This is a genomic window from Pseudomonas sp. LBUM920, from assembly GCF_003852315.1.
Taxonomy (GTDB): Bacteria; Pseudomonadota; Gammaproteobacteria; order Pseudomonadales; family Pseudomonadaceae; genus Aquipseudomonas.
On sequence record NZ_CP027762.1, the window covers coordinates 6,428,552 to 6,445,724 of the forward strand.

Genomic DNA, 17,173 nt, shown 5'->3' on the forward strand with positions numbered 1-17,173 from the left:
TACCGAGGCGTCTGCATCGCAGCGGTGCGGCGATCCGACAAGCCAGCTCCCACACTAACCGCGTTCAACTGGAGGGGACTGCGCCGCCCCGCCTTCCAACTTGCGCCACAACAACCGTACGTTGGCCTTGCGCACCAACGCGCAGCGATACAAACGGATCTCCAACGGCACATGCCATTGCGGCCCGCCACACACCACCAGTTCGCCCCGCGCCAATTCGGCACGCACACTCAGTTGCGGCACCCAGGCAATGCCCAGCCCTTCCAGCGCCATGCTTTTGAGGCTATCGGCCATGGCGGTTTCGTAGATGGTGGTAAAGCGCAGGGAGCGCTGGCGCAGCAGCAGGTTTACCGAGCGCCCCAGAAACGCTCCGGCGCTGTAGGCCAGTAACGGCACACTGCCCTCGCCTTCCAGGTCGAACAGCGGCTTGCCGTCGGCATCGGCGGCACACACCGGGAGCATTTCGGTGTTGCCCAGGTGCAGCGACGGGAAGATTTCCGGGTCCATCTGCATGGCCGCGTCCGGGTCGTAGAACGCCAGCATCAAATCGCAGCCGCCTTCGCGCAGTGCATGCACCGCGTCGCCCACGTTGGTGGCAACCAGCCGCGTGGCGATGTTCAGGCCTTCGTTGCGCAGTTGCGCGATCCAGCGCGGGAAGAAGCCCAGCGCCAGGGAATGCGCTGCCGCCACTTGCATGACCTCGCCCTGCCCGCCTTCCAGATGATGCAAATGGCGCAGCACTTCGCCGAGCTGCTCGACCACCGTGCGCGCGGTCACCAGAAACAACTGCCCCGCCGCCGTCAGTTCGACTGGCGTGCGCGAGCGGTTGACCAGGGTCAGGCCCAGCGCGGCTTCAAGGCTGCGAATACGCCGGCTGAATGCCGGCTGGGTGACAAAGCGTCGCTCCGCCGCCTGGGAAAAGCTGCGTGTCGCCGCCAAGGCGCTGAAGTCTTCCAGCCATTTGCTCTCAAGGTTCATCACTTCCTCCCACGGGTACGCACCATTTTGGCACACACGCCCGCCATGATAACCGGGTCACACCTACATTATGCCGTTTGTGCATAGGCCAGTGTTTAACAGCATTGGCCCAAAAACTCCCACAAGCCTAGCATTCGCAGCGTTCCGGCCAGTTCCGGGTCCATATCGAGATGATTTCCGTCATGTCCTCCGCTGCATCATTCCGCACAGAAAAAGACCTGCTTGGCGTACTTGAAGTACCGGCTCAAGCGTATTACGGCATCCAGACCCTGCGAGCGGTGAACAACTTCCGCCTCTCGGGCGTTCCGATTTCGCATTACCCGAAATTGGTGGTCGGCCTGGCAATGGTCAAGCAAGCGGCCGCTGACGCCAACCGCGAGTTGGGCCAGCTCAGCGAAGCCAAGCACGCTGCCATCAGCGAAGCCTGTGCCCGTCTGATCCGCGGCGATTTCCACGAAGAGTTCGTGGTGGACATGATTCAAGGCGGCGCCGGCACTTCAACCAACATGAATGCCAACGAAGTCATCGCCAACATCGCGTTGGAGGCCATGGGCCACAACAAGGGCGAATATCAGTACCTGCACCCTAACAACGATGTGAACATGGCGCAGTCGACCAACGACGCCTACCCGACCGCGATCCGTTTGGGTCTGCTGCTGGGCCATGACGCGCTGCTGGCCAGCCTCGACAGCCTGATCCAGGCGTTCGCCGCCAAAGGTGTTGAGTTCGGCCACGTGCTGAAAATGGGCCGCACCCAATTGCAAGACGCCGTGCCGATGACCCTCGGCCAGGAATTCCGTGCCTTCGCCACCACCCTCGGTGAAGACTTGGCCCGCCTGAAAACCCTGGCGCCAGAACTGCTCACCGAAGTGAACCTGGGCGGCACCGCCATCGGCACCGGCATCAACGCCGACCCGCGTTACCAGGCCCTGGCCGTACAACGCTTGGCGCTGATCAGCGGCCAGCCGCTGGTACCGGCCGCCGACTTGATCGAAGCCACCTCCGACATGGGCGCGTTCGTGCTGTTCTCCGGCATGCTCAAGCGTACCGCGGTGAAGCTGTCGAAGATCTGCAACGACCTGCGCCTGCTGTCCAGCGGCCCACGCACCGGCATCAACGAGATCAACTTGCCGGCACGCCAGCCAGGCAGCTCGATCATGCCCGGCAAGGTCAACCCGGTTATCCCGGAAGCCGTGAACCAAGTGGCGTTCCAGGTAATCGGCAACGATTTGGCCCTGACCATGGCAGCCGAAGGCGGCCAACTGCAGCTGAACGTGATGGAGCCGCTGATCGCCTTCAAGATCTTCGACTCGATCCGCCTGCTGCAACGCGCCATGGACATGCTGCGCGAGCACTGCATCGTCGGCATCACCGCCAACGAAGCCCGTTGCCGCGAGCTGGTGGAGCACTCCATCGGCCTGGTGACCGCGCTGAACCCGTACATCGGCTATGAAAACGCCACCCGCATTGCGCGTATCGCCCTTGAAAGCGGCCGCGGCGTGCTGGAACTGGTGCGCGAAGAAGGCTTGCTCGACGACGCCATGCTCGACGACATCCTGCGCCCCGAAAACATGATTGCCCCACGTCTGGTCCCACTGAAGGCCTGACGTTTGTTGCACCGCTCACCAGGTTGAGGGACTAGACACCTCTCACCTTTTGAGGGCCTGAAGGCTCGTTCTTCAGGCCCTTTTTTTTGCCTCAAGGTTGCGAAATGACGCCCATAAAAAATCTAATATCGCCCTGCAAACCCTCCTTGCCTGCAACAGCTTGGCTGAAACCTTTAATCGCCCCGTGCAGACGGATCACGCTCTCCTAGGTATAGTGCCGCCCCTCTTCGCGTCAGAGATCGTCGGTAACGAGGTCCTGGACAGCGCGAAACCGCATGAATAACAACACCCGCAAAAGGATTGGGGTCGAAGCGTCGTGCACTGCCTGGTGCCGAGCGATGCGTCGCACCGTCCTGCGTTTTTGCCATTAGAAAAATCAGCGAGGAACACTCCATGCTCGAAGTCATCAACGACTTCCTCTCAGGGAAAGTACTGATCGTGCTCATTGTCGGGCTCGGCGGCTATTTCACGATTCGCTCGCGTTTCGTTCAGTTGCGCCACTTTTTCCACATGTTCTCGGTGTTCAAAGACAGCCTGAAGAGCAGCTCCGGCCAGCTCAGCTCGTTCCAGGCGCTGATGCTCAGCCTGGCCGGCCGTGTGGGTGCCGGTAACATCGCAGGCGTCGGTATCGCCGTGACGCTGGGTGGCCCCGGTGCCGTGTTCTGGATGTGGGTCACCGCGCTGGTGGGCATGTCTTCGAGCTTTATCGAGTGCTCCCTCGGCCAGCTGTACAAACGCACCGACGCTGAAGGCACCTACCGTGGCGGCCCGGCGTACTACATTCAGCACGGCCTGCAGAAGCGCTGGCTGGGTATGGTCATGGCGTTCCTGTTGCTGGTGACCTTCGGTTTCGCCTTCAACGGCCTGCAAGCCCACGCTGTGACCCACTCGCTGAACAACGCGTTCGGCCTGGACACCACCTACACCGGCCTCGCGCTGGCGGTATTGCTGGGCCTGGTGTTCATCGGCGGGATCAAGCGTATCGCCTCGATCGCCGACCTGCTGGTGCCAGTCAAGACCCTGGTCTACATCGCCGTGACCCTGTATGTGATCGTGCTGCAATTCGACCACGTGCCGGCCATGCTCGCGACCATCGTCAAGAGCGCCTTCGGCCTCGACCAGGCCTTCGGTGGCCTGGTGGGCAGCGCGATCATCATGGGTGTGAAGCGCGGCGTGTTCGCCAACGAAGCCGGTTTGGGCAGTGCGCCTAACGTGGCGGCAGTGGCCTCGGTAGAACACCCGATCGCCCAAGGTGTGGTGCAGGCGTTCAGCGTGTTCCTGGACACCTTCGTAATCTGCACCTGCACCGCGTTGCTGATCCTGCTCTCCGGTTTCTACACCCCAGGCTTTGAAGGCGACGGCATTGCCCTGACCCAGAACTCCCTGGCGGCGGTCGTCGGCGACTGGGGCCGGATGTTCATCTCGGTGGCCCTGGCGTTGTTCGTGTTCACCTCGATCATGTACAACTACTACCTCGGCGAGAGCAACCTGCGCTTCATCGTGGGCGACAACCGCAAGGTGCTGATGGGCTACCGCGCGCTGGTGCTGGTGTTGATTTTCTGGGGTTCCATCGAGAACCTGAGCACCGTGTTCGCCTTCGCCGACATCACCATGACCCTGCTGGCGTTCGTCAACCTGTTTGCCCTGGCGTTCCTGTTCAAGATCGCCATGCGCATCCTGAACGACTACGACGGCCAGCGCGCGGCGGGCATCAAGACCCCGGTGTTCGACTCCAGCCAATTCCCTGACCTGGACCTGGACCGCAAGGCCTGGCCTGCGAACCCGGTGAAGCCTGAGCCTGGCGCTCAAGCCTCGGCTGAACTGAACGCTCAAGCGCAACGCTGAGTGTCACAAGCCTAGATAGATGACACGCCGCCCGGCCTTGGGCATGCTCTGGGCCCGGCGGCGTTTTTCGTTCAGGAGAAGTCTCGATGTCCACAGCTAACACCATCATGGTGCTCTACACCGGCGGCACCATCGGCATGCAAGCCAGCGCCAACGGCCTGGCCCCGGCATCCGGTTTTGAAGCGCGCATGCGCGAACAGCTTGCCACCCTGCCACTGACTGCCTGGCGCTTCCGGGAAATGGCGCCCCTGATCGACAGCGCCAACATGACCCCGGCCTACTGGCAGCGCCTGCGCGTCGCGGTGATTGAAGCCGTGGACGAGGGCTGCGACGCAGTACTGATCCTGCACGGCACCGACACCCTGGCTTACAGCGCGGCGGCCATGAGCTTCCAGTTGCTCGGCCTGCCGGCGCCGGTTGTGTTCACCGGTTCCATGCTGCCCGCCGGCGTGCCCGACAGCGATGCCTGGGAGAACGTCAGTGGCGCCCTGCACGCGTTGGGCGAAGGCCTGTCGCCGGGCGTTCAGCTGTATTTCCATGGCGCGCTGATGGCGCCGACGCGTTGCGCAAAGGTCCGCAGCTTCGGTCGCCATCCCTTCGCTGCGCTGCAGCGTAACGGTGGCGTCGCCAAGGCCCAGGCCATTCCCGCCGCCCTGGATTATCGCCAACCCAAGGCCCTGGCCAACGTCGGTGTGTTGCCGCTGGTGCCGGGCATCGCCGCGGGCCAACTGGACGCGCTGATCGACAGCGGCATTCAGGCACTGGTGCTGGAATGCTTCGGCAGCGGCACCGGGCCGAGCGATAACCCGGCGTTCCTCGCCAGCCTTGAGCGGGCGCAGGCGCTGGACGTGGTCGTGGTGGCAATCACCCAATGCCATGAAGGCGGCGTGGAGCTGGATGTGTACGAAGCCGGCAGCCGTTTGCGCGGCGTGGGCGTCCTGTCTGGCGGTGGCATGACCCGCGAGGCGGTGTTCGGCAAATTGCAGGCCCTGCTTGGTGCCGGGCTTGCGACCAGTGAAATCCGCCGCCTGGTGGAACTGGACCTGTGCGGCGAACTGAGCTGACCGGCATGTAACTTGCTCCCCTTCCAGCCATCCCCTGGCTGGAAGTTCCCATGCTGCACTCCCACCTCACCACCCTCAATGCGGTCTCGTTGGTGCTCAACACCTTCCAGGCCGAAGGTTTGCCGTTTGAGGCGCTGCTGGCCGGCAGTGGTATCTGTGCGGCGGACCTGAGCCGCTCCGACACGCGCATCACCACCAATCAGGAGATGCGCGTGTGTGCCAATGCCGTGGCCCTGCGCCAGGATGTCGGCCTGGAGCTGGGTCGCCAAATGCATGTTTCGGCCTACGGCATGCTCGGTTACGCCCTGCTCACCAGTGCCACCTTCGGTGACGCTTTGCGCCTGGCCCTGCGTTATCCGGCGCTGTTGGGAACACTTTTCGAGCTGAGCCTTGAAGAGGACGGCGATCGCATCTGGTTCACCGCCAGCGACTACCGCGAAAACCCTGCGCTGGAAATGTTCAACGTCGAACTGTGCCTGGCCTCGCTCAAGGTGATCTGCGATGACCTGCTCGGCCAGCCCTTGCCGCTGCTCGCCGCGCGCTTTGAACATGACGCCCCGGACTACCGCCCGCGCTACACCGAGCGCTTCCCTTGCCCGTTGCAGTTTCAGGCCACCGCCAATGCCTTTGCCTTCGACAAGCACTGGCTCGACCGGCCGCTGCCGCTGGCCGATGCGATTACCCACCAGGCCATGGCCGAGCGCTGCCGCAAACAGAACCTGGAGTTCACCGGGCGCCAGGCCTGGCTGGGCAGGATTCGCCAACTGCTCACCGCCCAACTCAACGCAGCACCTGGCCTGGAAGGCCTGGCCGAGCAGATGAACTGTTCGGCGCGCACCCTGCGTCGGCATCTGCACGACCTGGGCTGCAGCTATCAGGAACTGCTGGACGAGCTGCGCTTTGAGCGCGCCAAGCAGCTGTTGGCTGAAAACCAATGGCCGATCTATCGGATTGCCGAGGCGTTGGGCTTCAGCGAAACCGCGAGTTTCAGGCATGCGTTTGTTCGCTGGAGCGGCGTGGCGCCGAGCCAATTTCGACCATGACGCCCCATTGAGGGGCGAATTTCGGACAGACAATTTGGCCATATTCATCCCCTTTTGGCCGCTCCTGCCATTCTCATAAACCGCGTCCGCCGCAAGACTGCATCCACCGATACAGCCTGCGGAGAACAACAAATGCTGACGATCTACTCGGACGATCACCACCTGCACCACGGCCGTTGCGAACTGATGGACGGGCAATTGATGCCCTGCTTTGAGATGCCCTCGCGTGCCGACCACGTGCTGCAACGGGTCAAGGACCGTGAACTGGGGCCGGTCAACGCGCCACAGGACTTTGGCCTGGCACCGCTGCAACGCATTCACAGCCGTGACTACCTGGATTTTTTCAAAGGTGCCTGGGAGCGCTGGACCGAGTTTGGCCAGGACGGCGACCTGCTGCCCTACACCTGGCCCGCCCGCACCTTGCGCCGCGTGTTGCCCACCAGCCTGCACGGGCAGCTCGGTTACTACAGCTTCGACGGCGGCGCACCGATTACCGCCGGCACCTGGCAAGCGGCCTACAGCGCGGCGCAAGTCGCCCTCACCGCCCAGGCCGCCATCCAACAGGGCGCCCACAGCGCCTTCGCCCTGTGCCGCCCGCCGGGGCATCACGCCGCCAGCGATTTGATGGGCGGCTATTGCTACCTCAATAACGCCGCCATCGCGGCCCAGGCCTTTTTGGATCAGGGCCACAAAAAAGTCGCGATTCTCGATGTGGATTACCACCACGGCAACGGCACCCAGTCGATTTTCTATGAGCGCAGCGATGTGCTGTTCACCTCGATCCACGGCCACCCGGAAGCGGAATTTCCGTTTTTCCTGGGTTATGCCGATGAGCTGGGCGACGGCGCGGGTCAAGGTTTCAACTTCAACTATCCGCTGCCCGCCGGCTCCGGCTGGAACACCTGGAGCGCCGCGCTGGAGCAGGCCTGCCAGGAAATTACACGCTACGGCGCCGACATCATTGTCGTGTCTCTGGGTGTGGACACCTTCAAGGACGACCCGATCTCGCAGTTCAAGCTCGACAGCCCGGACTACCTGGCCATGGGCGCGCGTATCGCCCGGCTGGGCAAGCCCACGCTGTTTGTGATGGAAGGCGGCTATGCGGTGGAAGAAATCGGCATCAACGCCGTCAACGTTCTCGAAGGTTTTGAAGGGGCAGCCCAATGAACATGCTCAAGTCACTCGTGCTCTGCGCCGCCGTTATCAGTGGCGCCGCGCATGCCGAAGAGAAAACCCTGCGGGTCTACAACTGGTTCGACTACATCACGCCCAAAGCGCTGGATGACTTCAAGGCACAGCACTCCGACATCAAGCTGGTGTACGACATTTTCGACACCAACGAGGCGTTGGAAGCCAAGCTGCTTACCGGCAACTCCGGCTATGACGTGGTGGTGCCGTCCAACGTGTTCCTGGCCAAACAAATCGAAGCCGGCGTATTCCAGCCGCTGGACCGCAGCCAGCTGCCGAACTGGAACCACCTCGATCCCAAGCTGATGAAGCTGATCGAAGCCAATGACCCGGGCAATAAATTCGCCGTGCCCTACATGTACGGCACCATCCTCATCGGCTTCAACCCGGCCAAGGTCAAGGCCGCGCTGGGTGACAACGCGCCGGTGGACAGCTGGGACCTGATCTTCAAGGAAGAAAACATCAGCAAGCTCAAGCAGTGCGGCGTCGCGCTGCTGGACTCGCCTTCGGAGATTCTGCCGCTGGCCCTGCAACACCTGGGCCTTGACCCCAACAGCAGCAACCCCAAGGACTATGAAAAAGCCGAGGCGCTGCTGATGAAAATTCGCCCCTACATCACGTACTTTCACTCCTCCAAGTACATGGCCGATATCGCCAACGGTGACATCTGTGTGGCCGTTGGATATTCCGGCAGCTTTTCCCAGGCCGCCAACCGCGCCAAAGAGGCGAAGAACGGTGTGACCGTGGACATGCGCCTGCCCAAGGAAGGTGCGCCGATCTGGTTCGACATGCTCGCCATCCCCAAAGGCGCCAAGAACCCGCAGGACGCCTACACCTTTATCAACTACCTGCTGCAACCGCAGGTGATCGCGCCGATCAGCGATTTTGTCGGCTACCCCAACCCCAACAAAGACGCGACCGAGCAGGTGGACCCGTCGATTCGCAACAACCCCAACCTGTACCCGACCGAGGCGGCCATGGCCACGCTCTACACCTTGAAACCGCTGGGGCGCGACGCCGAGCGCGCTCGCACGCGGGCCTGGACCAAGATCAAGTCGGGCACCTGACACCCCACCGCCAACGGACAGTCAGCGACCACAGGACTGACTGTCCGCCACCCAGCTGCTCGCAAGAGAACCTGCCGCCTGCGCAGCACCGCACGCCTGCCCGGCTGGTTGCCGGGCCCATCGGCCACAGGCCACGCCCACACCCCGCCGCCGCTAACTAAGTAATGCCCGATCCCTCCTCATCGCGCCTAACGTGAGCGCGATCGTCGCCGCGAGATCAGCCAGGAACCGCTACAGCCAGGGATCTGCGCGCTGAGGCCCAGGGGCGACCTCGCGTATTTCTCAAGGCCAAGGAGTGCCCATGAAAGACCTCGTTCCAACCGAAAACAGCGGATTAGTAGCGCAGCTGGCTACCGGCCCGTCCCTGCGTGAAGTGGCTTGCACCACCTTGCGTGCGGCGCTGCGCGAGCTGTATCCGGAATTGGATATCAACCCGGACCTGGCCATCGTCAACGCCCCGCAATGGCTCGAACTGGGCGGCGACATCATCCCCGCCAAGCCGGCGACGGACACCCTCACCGGCGCCCTGACACGCAGTGCAATTTCCCGCGTGGCCGTCACTTACCTTGATAGCGAACACTACCTGGCGTACCCCTCAGGCAATGGTCCTGACGTGCACCTGCCCGTCAGGATCGACGCAATAGGCCGACTGATCAATGAGCTCGCGCCGCTGCTGTTCGTGGCCTTCCAGGAGCAACAGATAGATTTCTGGAACCAGAGCGCAGGCACCAACGGCCCACGCTGGCGGATATTTGCCCAGTCGCTGCGTGAGGTGTGGAACGTGCAAGAGGTTCATGGCTGGGACGCCGACGACTGCGCCGTGGCGCGGGCGGTGTTTCACTATCCCGAGTTCATCGAGCGCCAGCCCCACGACCCGTATGCGACACGCGCCTACCTGGTGGACATCGATGCGCAGGACAGCAGCGGCACCCAGCACATCAGCGTCATGGCGATGGCCGTGCTGATCGCGCGTCACGGTGAACAGACCGTCATCCTCAGCTACTCAATCGATACCGGCTATGCAAAATTTGCCAGCCTGGAGACCTTCGGCCAGGCACTGCTGCCCTATATAGCCGACTTGCCCGGCAAAACCCTGAACTGGCGCTTGCTGGAGCCGGACGGCAACTTTTTCGAACACCAGGCCTTCAGCCTGATCGGCTTGCAAATCGAAGCCATGGGCGATCTCGACCTTGCCGATGCGGCCCCCAAATCGCTGCTGCCAACCCGCACGGTCGGCGTGCAAGGGGTCGAGCTGGCGCTTCTCGATCAGTCGCGTATTGGCAGCGCGCGACGGGCGTTGCCGGCGTGGCTGCTGCAGGCCTCGGAAACCGACCAGTCAGCCTACGGGCGCTACATGATGGACCTGGCCGCGCTGAGCCTTCAAAGCAAAGGCAAGACCTTCATGGACGAGTTGCCAACCCTCACCGACTTCACCCGCACGGCCTTGCGCACGGCGCTGATCAAGGATCATCCACAGGCCTCCCGGCTGGACCTCGACCGCGTGACGATAACCATCACCAGCCAAGTCGTGTGGGGAACCGTCGCGCTGCCGGGCCAGACGCAAACCCTGACCTTGAGCCTGGTCGAGCTGGCCTTGCAAAACCTCGTCGCGCTGCCGCTGGGCAACAAGACGGTGAGTTACCAGGACGCCAGCCCGACACCCGCGTGGATGACCGCAGACTACCTGGAGCAACTGATCACCCAGGCAGACATCGGCAAGCACTACCCCGAGCGGGTCAGCACGCTGCTGCTGGACAATCACGAGCAAGCCTTGCGGCGCCAACACTTGTACGCCGGACAATTGCGCCTGCAACTGCCCTTGCTGGCGTTGCAGTACAAGATTCGCGGCCTGTTCAACGTTGACGAACAGGGTTATCGCTACGCGCACGCGGTCATGGCCAGCAACGCGCAACACCGCCGCCTGGACGGCATCACCGTGGTGATCCGGCCGCTGGCACTGCGCCCCAAGTGGCGCGCGAGCGGGACCACCGACAGCGTCGATAATATGTTTCTCATTGGGCCACAGGACCCTGCGAATGGTCCTTGTCTGTTGTATCGACCACTGGCCAACGAACCCTTGATGCAGTTTCCCTCACAGGCCAACCTGCTTTACGCCATCAAGCAGGACACACCATTACGCCAGTCGGTACTGGCCTGGTTGCCCGACGCTGTGCGCCCGGATTATGCCCAGTTTGTCTTCCCCGGCAGCCTGCCTTCGCCCTGGGTCCTGCCGACGCTGCTCAGCGAGCCGTTAAGTTCGATGGTAATGAGCGGCCCGATTGAATTCGGCACCCAGGCGCTGGGCGCGGACAGCCTGGCGGTGCTGTACAACGCCAACGCCCGCGCCCTGGTGACACTGGCCGACCGTCAATCGGTGTCCAATGCCGAGGCTCGCTGGGAAAGCTTCAAGCATGCCGGCTGGATCGTTCTGAATGCGGCCCTGCCGTTCATGGGCCGCACAGCGGGCGCCGCAGCCTGGATCTGGCAGCTCATGGATGACCTGCAGCAGGTTATCGAGGCCCGAGAAAGCGGCGATCAAACGGCGGGCGTGAGTGCTGCCGTGGACTTTTTTCTGACCCTGGGCATGGCCCTGGCGCTGCACATCAGTCTGCAGCACGCGCCGGCGCGTGCGCCTGAAAAAAGCCCGCCGCCGGCACCGCCGTTACCGGCCAAACCGTCGATCATCCAGCACCCCACGCTCGACACCGCCCACCTGCCGACTGAGCATGAAATCAACCTTCACACCCGCGGCGCCCTCACGCGTAGCCGCAACAGCCTGGACGCGACACTGGACAGTTTCAGCCTGGCCAAACCCGAAGGGCTGGGCGAAATAATCACCCAGCCCGGCCCCCATCTGCACCTCTACCCCAAGGGCCAGGCGTGGTACGTCCCGGTGGCGCAGCGCTGGTTCGAAGTGGCGCTGGATGAAAACGACACCGTGATGATCATCGACCCCAAGGCCCCAAACCGCGAAGGCCCGGCCTTGATCGGCAACCGCCTCGGCCAGTGGTTTGTCGACACCCGGTTGCGCCTGCGCGGCGGCGGCATGCGCAGCCGGCGACAGAAAGGCCAGCGCCTGAGACCGCCGAAAATTCGCGAACTGCGTGAGCAACTGGCGGCGTTCGACACGCAGGTCGATCGACGACGCCAGGACATGATGGGGTTGCAGCAGGCCATCGATAACGCGCCACCGGCCGATCGTGCAAACGCCCGCACCACCTACCTGACGCACGTCAGCAGGCGCCTGGAAGAATTGGACGTACCGATCGCCCAGCTCAAATCACTGAATATCCTCGATACCGTGCCGACGTATCAGGAAGCCATGCTGGGCTACCTGCAAGACCAGATGGTCCTGGCGCGAAGTGCCACCGCCGAACAGATGATCCGCTTTCGAGACGGGCTGCACACCGTTTCTGAATACCTGGACAAAGAGGACTTGCCCGACACCCCGATGGCCCTGGAAGACTGCCGTGCCGTCGACGCGTCGACCCAGGCCATGGTCGAGCGCATCGGTTACCTGCAATCACGTTTCAAGGAGGCCCGCACCCTGGGGGTCAAAGGCGCGGAACTGGTGCTGCGCCACGAACAGGTGCTGCCCAAGATAACCCTGGATGATCTCAAGGCCTTCCGCATCACCCTGTCGCGCTTCCTTTGCGTGAATGAAGCCGCCTCGGCCAGCAAAGACACCGCCCGCTCGGCGATCGCGCAGATGGTGGACCGGGCCGACCTGGCGGTGCAGAGCCTGTGCGAGGCTTTGCAGCCAGACAATCTGGCCACGCTGGATGAACAAATCGAAGTCCTCGACAGCCTGGTAGACCAGTTCACTGGCCTGGATCAAAGCCTGGCCGATTTGCCGGCCGATTTTCCACTGGACGTACACCGCCCGGCCCTGCAGACCTTGCAGCAGCTCACCGATGAATTCGCCCAACGGGCGATCAAGCAAATGACCACGCTGCTGCGCGAGCGTAAGGCCCTGGAGTCGGCGATTGCCGGCCCTTCGACGCCTGTGCCCAGACCGCAGAAAAAGGTGATCAAGACCCGCTTCCAGGGCATCGTGGTCGGCGAAGAACGCCCGCTACAAGCGGGAGAACCGACCCCGTTGGTGGAGGTCAAGCAAGCACTGACCGGCAAGGTGATTGCCCTGTTTCATAAAAAGGACGGGGTATGGGTTGAGCGTGAGCGTGCGGTGGCGCGGCCCACTGCGCGGGCGCAGTCGCGAAACGTGGCCGCCAGCATCGCCAGTGCCCAGGCGCTGCTCGACGATGTCGAACAGTTCATCACGCGCACCCAGCGCCTGGCCGGCGAGGCAAGACGCCTGCCCGTGGAAATCGAAGAGCGTTTTCACCGCCGCGCCGCGCAGCTGGCGCAGGCCGGCGAGGATATTGAGGAGGCATTGACCGCCAGCAACGTGACCGAAAGCGGCTCACCGTCGGCCGCCTTGATCAACCGCAGCCTCGATGCCGCGATCAAACGCCTCTACACCGAGGGCCTGCGCACCCGGCTCGACATGCTCAAGCAGCGCCCACCGACCGCGGCCCATGTCGAACTGCTGTACCGCGAACACGAGATCATCATCAAACCGCTGCCAGGCCCACGCAGCAAGCTTTCCGGGCGCCACAAGGGCTATTTGAAGGAGTACGAAATCCTCGACGCCAAGCACTCGAATGCGCTGTGGTACGCCCACTTTCACTACAAGGAGCTGGCGAGCCCCGAGGAGGCTTACACCGCCGCGCACCTCAAGACCCAATCGCAGCGGCGCCTGGGCGGCAAGTATGAAGCGCTGGCCAAGGCCGATGACCGCGACAACATCGCGGTGTACCGCAGTGAGATCGGGCCGTTGCTGGCGCGGTCACTGTTCTTCAAGACTGCCGCCTTGCCGGTGCCCCGGCGCTGAAGGCGGCGGCTGGCAACCCCAGGCGCGGTACAACCGTCCAAGCGCCTGCGCGATGCTCGCCGGCGGCACGGCGGCAAACCCCAAGACCAGCCCGGCGCGCTGGTCGGCAGGTGTGCTGGAGTCCGGCAGCCAATAGGCGCTCAAGCCATTGACCTCGACCCCCACGGCGTGGGCCTGCGCCACCAGTTGCTGTTCGCGGGCGAGGCTGTCCACTCGCACCGTGAGGTGCAAGCCTGCCGCGACAGTGGGCAGGCTGCTCACGCCCTGCAGCTGACCGGGCCAGCCGCTCAACAGCGCGTCACGTCGGCTCAGCGCGGCGCGTCGCATACGCCGGATATGCCGCTGAAAGTGCCCCGCCGCCATAAACTCCGCCATCACCGCCTGGGTACTGACCTCCGAGTGGCGCATGTCGACCGCACGGCGCCGCGCAAACGCATCCACCAGGGCCGGCGGCAACACCAGGTAACCCAGACGCAACGCGGGAAACGCCACTTTGCCGAATGTGCCCACATACAGCACCCGCCCCGTGCGATCCAGCGCGGCCAAGGGCGACAAGGGTGCGCCGCTGTAACGGTACTCGCCGTCGTAGTCATCCTCGATGATCCAACCGCCCGTGCGCTCGGCCCAGGCCAGCAGTTCAAGGCGGCGGGCCAGGCTCATGACCACGCCCAACGGGTACTGGTGGGAGGGGGTGACATACGCCACGCGACAATCGCTCAGGGTATTGAGCACCTGGCAGTCAATGCCCTCGCCGTCCACGGGTACGCCGTGCAGGTGCCCACCGGCCAGGGCAAACGCGTGACCGGCGGCGCGGTAGCCCGGATTTTCTACCGCCACGCCATCGCCCGGCTCTACCAGCAACTGTGCACAAAGGCTGATCGCCTGCTGCGCGCCGCAGGTGATCACAATTTGCTCAGCCGCACATTGCATGCCCCTTGAACTGCGCAAATAAGCGGCAATCAGACCGCGCAGGCGCGCGTCACCCGCCGGGTCGCCGTAGCACAGCTGCTCCAGGTCGGGTTTGCGCCAAAAAGCCCCATTCAGCTTGGCCCAGACCTCAAACGGGAACAGGTCAAAGGCAGGCACACCCACGCGAAATGCCCGTGGCGGCCCCGACTGAGGCTGAGACAGATGGTTGGCTTTTACCCGCGCCAGGCTGGTGCTGTGGATAACTTCATGGTCCAGATCTTCCGGCAAATCCGCCCATTTTGTGGATAAGGCTGGGGATAAGCCTGTTGAAAACCCTGTGGATACTTTTGTGGATAATTTTTTCGCTGTCGGCAACTGAGCAACATAGGTGCCGTCGCCAACACGGCTTTCGATAAACCCCTCTGCATACAGCTGGTCATAGGCGCGCACCACACTGTTGCGGGAAATCGACAACGCCGCCGCCAGGTCACGTGTGGGAGGCAACCGCGTTCCGCTGACCAGTCGCCCGTCCAACACGCGCTGGCGCAGGGCGTCATACAGCTGGCGCGTCAAACCCAGGCGGCGATCCAGCTCGATCCCAGCGGGGTTGAAAGACAGCGGCGGTGTAATAGGCGACATATTGGACCTATGAAATTGGTGCCAGTTGGCTCTTACAACAGACCAATAGCCTGCCTAGGATGCAGGCATTCGCCAAGGAATATTTCCATGTACACACCCCGCGCCTTTGCCCTCGACGATTTGCCCGAACTGCAGCAACTGATCCAGCACACTCGCCTGGCGCAGCTGGTGACCTTTGGCGAGCAGGGCCTGCAGGCCAGTCACCTGCCGCTGCTGCTCAACCCCGATCAAGGCCCGAACGGTACGCTTTACGGGCACATGGCCAAGGCCAACCCCCAGTGGCGCGACCTGCAAAATGGCAGTGAAGCCCTGGTGATCTTTGCCGGCGCCGACGCCTACATCAGCCCGGCGTTTTACCCGGCCAAGGCCGAGCACGGCAAAGTGGTGCCCACCTGGAATTACATCGCCGTGCATGCGTACGGCAAGGCCGAGGTATTTACCGATGCCGAGCGCTTGCTGGCGGTGGTCACGGCGCTGACCGATCGCCACGAAGGCAACCGCGCCCAGCCCTGGAGCGTCAGCGATGCCCCCGCCGACTACATTGACGGCATGCTCAAGGCCATCGTCGGTTTCGCCCTGCCCATTGAGCGCCTGATCGGCAAACGCAAACTCAGCCAGAACCGCAACCAGGCCGACATCAACGGCGTGCGCGAGGGCTTGGCCGCCAGCATTGATGTGCGCGATCAGACGCTCGCGCGCTTTATCCCTCAAGGAGGCACAGAATGAGCCAGATCGATATCCGCCCCGTCACCGCAGCCGACCATGCCGCCTGGCTGCCACTGTGGCAGGCGTACTTGAAGTTTTACGAAACCCAATTGCCCGACGCCGTCAGCCAAAGCACCTGGCAGCGCCTGATCGATGCCAGTGAGCCGACCCATTCCGCCCTGGCCTGGCAGGACGGCAAGGCGGTGGGCATGGTCAACTTCATCTACCACCGCTCCAACTGGAGCATCGAAAATTCCTGCTACCTGCAGGACCTGCTGGTGGAGCCGGCCCAACGTGGCAGCGGCGTGGGTCGCAAGCTGATCGAGTTTGTCTACGCCACCGCCAAGACCGACGGTTGCTGCAAGGTCCATTGGTTGACCCACGAGAGCAATGCCACCGCGATTCAACTCTACGAACGTATTGCCGAACGTCCTGGCTTTATCCAATTTCGCAAAGGTCTTTAAGGAAATCCGCATGCCTATCTCACCCGCCGACTGGAAAGGCGTTCCCGCGCCCACCGTTCAAGTACTCGAAGGGCGTTTCATCCGCCTGGAAAAACTCGACCCCGCGCGTCATGGCGATGGCCTGTTCCAGGCCCTTGAAGGCCCTGGCGCCGATCCGAAGCTCTGGGACTATTTACCTTATGGCCCCTTCCCCGAGCGCGCCGCGTTTGATGCCTGGCTCAACAACCATGCCCAGCACGGCGACCCGTACTTCTTCAGCGTGATCGACCGCCAGAGCGGCGAGGTACAGGGCATCCTCAGCCTGATGTCCATCGTCCCGGCCCAGGGCCGCATCGAGATCGGCCACGTGACCTTCGGCGCGCCGATGCAACGCTCGCCCAAAAGCACCGAAGCGGTGTACCTGCTGGCCAATCACGCTTTTGAGCAGGGCTACCGTCGCCTGGAATGGAAGTGCAACAACGCCAATGCCCGTTCCAAATACGCGGCGCAGCGCTTGGGCTTCAGCTTTGAAGGCGTGTTCCGCCAGCACATGGTGGTCAAGGGGCAGAACCGCGATACGGCGTGGTATTCGATCCTGGATTCGGAATGGCCAACCCTTGGAGCAGGGTTTGAAGCGTGGCTGTCCGAGGCGAACCAGCAGGGTTCTGGCCAACTGAAAACACTGGCCGAGTGCCGGGCCTGATTCTGAGCCACAACACACAACCAATGTAGGCGCGAGCTTGCTGGCGAAGACGGTAGACCAGTCAACACCTGCAATACCTGACACACCG

The 17,173-nt window shown here is 62.8% G+C and carries 12 protein-coding genes; 10 read left to right on the forward strand and 2 right to left on the reverse strand.

Annotation, left to right across the window (positions count from 1 at the left end; all coding sequences use genetic code 11):
• Positions 1–54: 54 nt before the first annotated feature.
• Positions 55–978, reverse strand: coding sequence for a LysR substrate-binding domain-containing protein (locus tag C4J83_RS29950; protein WP_106575908.1), 924 nt, complete (start codon positions 976–978; stop codon positions 55–57).
• A gap of 182 nt (positions 979–1,160) precedes the next feature.
• On the opposite strand from C4J83_RS29950, the gene aspA reads away from it, so the two are divergent.
• The 7 genes from aspA to C4J83_RS29985 all read left to right on the forward strand — a co-directional run bounded on the left by aspA (position 1,161) and on the right by C4J83_RS29985 (position 13,686).
• Positions 1,161–2,585, forward strand: coding sequence for an aspartate ammonia-lyase (gene aspA / locus C4J83_RS29955; protein WP_017135792.1), 1,425 nt, complete (start codon positions 1,161–1,163; stop codon positions 2,583–2,585).
• A 393-nt stretch (positions 2,586–2,978) separates the two neighbouring features.
• The gene (locus tag C4J83_RS29960; protein WP_106575909.1) at positions 2,979–4,430 is read left to right on the forward strand and encodes an alanine/glycine:cation symporter family protein; all 1,452 of its coding nucleotides are present in this window, start codon (positions 2,979–2,981) and stop codon (positions 4,428–4,430) included.
• A gap of 86 nt (positions 4,431–4,516) precedes the next feature.
• On the forward strand, positions 4,517–5,494 hold the full coding sequence (locus C4J83_RS29965) for an asparaginase (RefSeq protein WP_124418779.1): 978 nt from the start codon (positions 4,517–4,519) through the stop codon (positions 5,492–5,494).
• Positions 5,495–5,544: 50 nt separating this feature from the next.
• Positions 5,545–6,537 (forward strand): AraC family transcriptional regulator, encoded by a 993-nt coding sequence (locus C4J83_RS29970; protein WP_106575911.1) that lies wholly within the window; start codon positions 5,545–5,547, stop codon positions 6,535–6,537.
• A gap of 132 nt (positions 6,538–6,669) precedes the next feature.
• Positions 6,670–7,704 (forward strand): histone deacetylase family protein, encoded by a 1,035-nt coding sequence (locus tag C4J83_RS29975; RefSeq protein ID WP_124418780.1) that lies wholly within the window; start codon positions 6,670–6,672, stop codon positions 7,702–7,704.
• Positions 7,701–8,792, forward strand: coding sequence for a polyamine ABC transporter substrate-binding protein (locus tag C4J83_RS29980; protein ID WP_119741130.1), 1,092 nt, complete (start codon positions 7,701–7,703; stop codon positions 8,790–8,792). The genes C4J83_RS29975 and C4J83_RS29980 overlap by 4 nt, the downstream gene beginning before the upstream one ends.
• A gap of 301 nt (positions 8,793–9,093) precedes the next feature.
• Positions 9,094–13,686, forward strand: a complete 4,593-nt coding sequence (locus C4J83_RS29985; RefSeq protein WP_124418781.1) for a dermonecrotic toxin domain-containing protein — start codon at positions 9,094–9,096, stop codon at positions 13,684–13,686.
• Here the strand turns inward: C4J83_RS29985 and pdxR are convergent.
• Positions 13,642–15,234 (reverse strand): MocR-like pyridoxine biosynthesis transcription factor PdxR, encoded by a 1,593-nt coding sequence (pdxR, locus tag C4J83_RS29990; RefSeq protein WP_124418782.1) that lies wholly within the window; start codon positions 15,232–15,234, stop codon positions 13,642–13,644. The two genes, C4J83_RS29985 and pdxR, sit on opposite strands and share 45 nt — an antisense overlap.
• Positions 15,235–15,321: 87 nt before the next feature.
• Between pdxR and C4J83_RS29995 the strand changes: the two genes are divergently transcribed.
• Genes C4J83_RS29995 through C4J83_RS30005 form a run of 3 tightly spaced genes read left to right on the forward strand, consistent with a single transcriptional unit; the run spans position 15,322 to position 17,085 of the window.
• Entirely contained in the window at positions 15,322–15,960 is a 639-nt protein-coding gene (locus C4J83_RS29995; protein ID WP_124418783.1) for an FMN-binding negative transcriptional regulator, read from the forward strand.
• On the forward strand, positions 15,957–16,403 hold the full coding sequence (locus tag C4J83_RS30000) for a GNAT family N-acetyltransferase (protein WP_124418784.1): 447 nt from the start codon (positions 15,957–15,959) through the stop codon (positions 16,401–16,403). Before C4J83_RS29995 ends, C4J83_RS30000 begins: the two co-directional genes overlap by 4 nt.
• Before the next feature lie 10 nt (positions 16,404–16,413).
• Complete coding sequence (locus C4J83_RS30005; RefSeq protein ID WP_124418785.1) at positions 16,414–17,085, forward strand: GNAT family N-acetyltransferase; 672 nt, start codon at positions 16,414–16,416, stop codon at positions 17,083–17,085.
• The last annotated feature ends 88 nt before the right edge of the window (positions 17,086–17,173 follow it).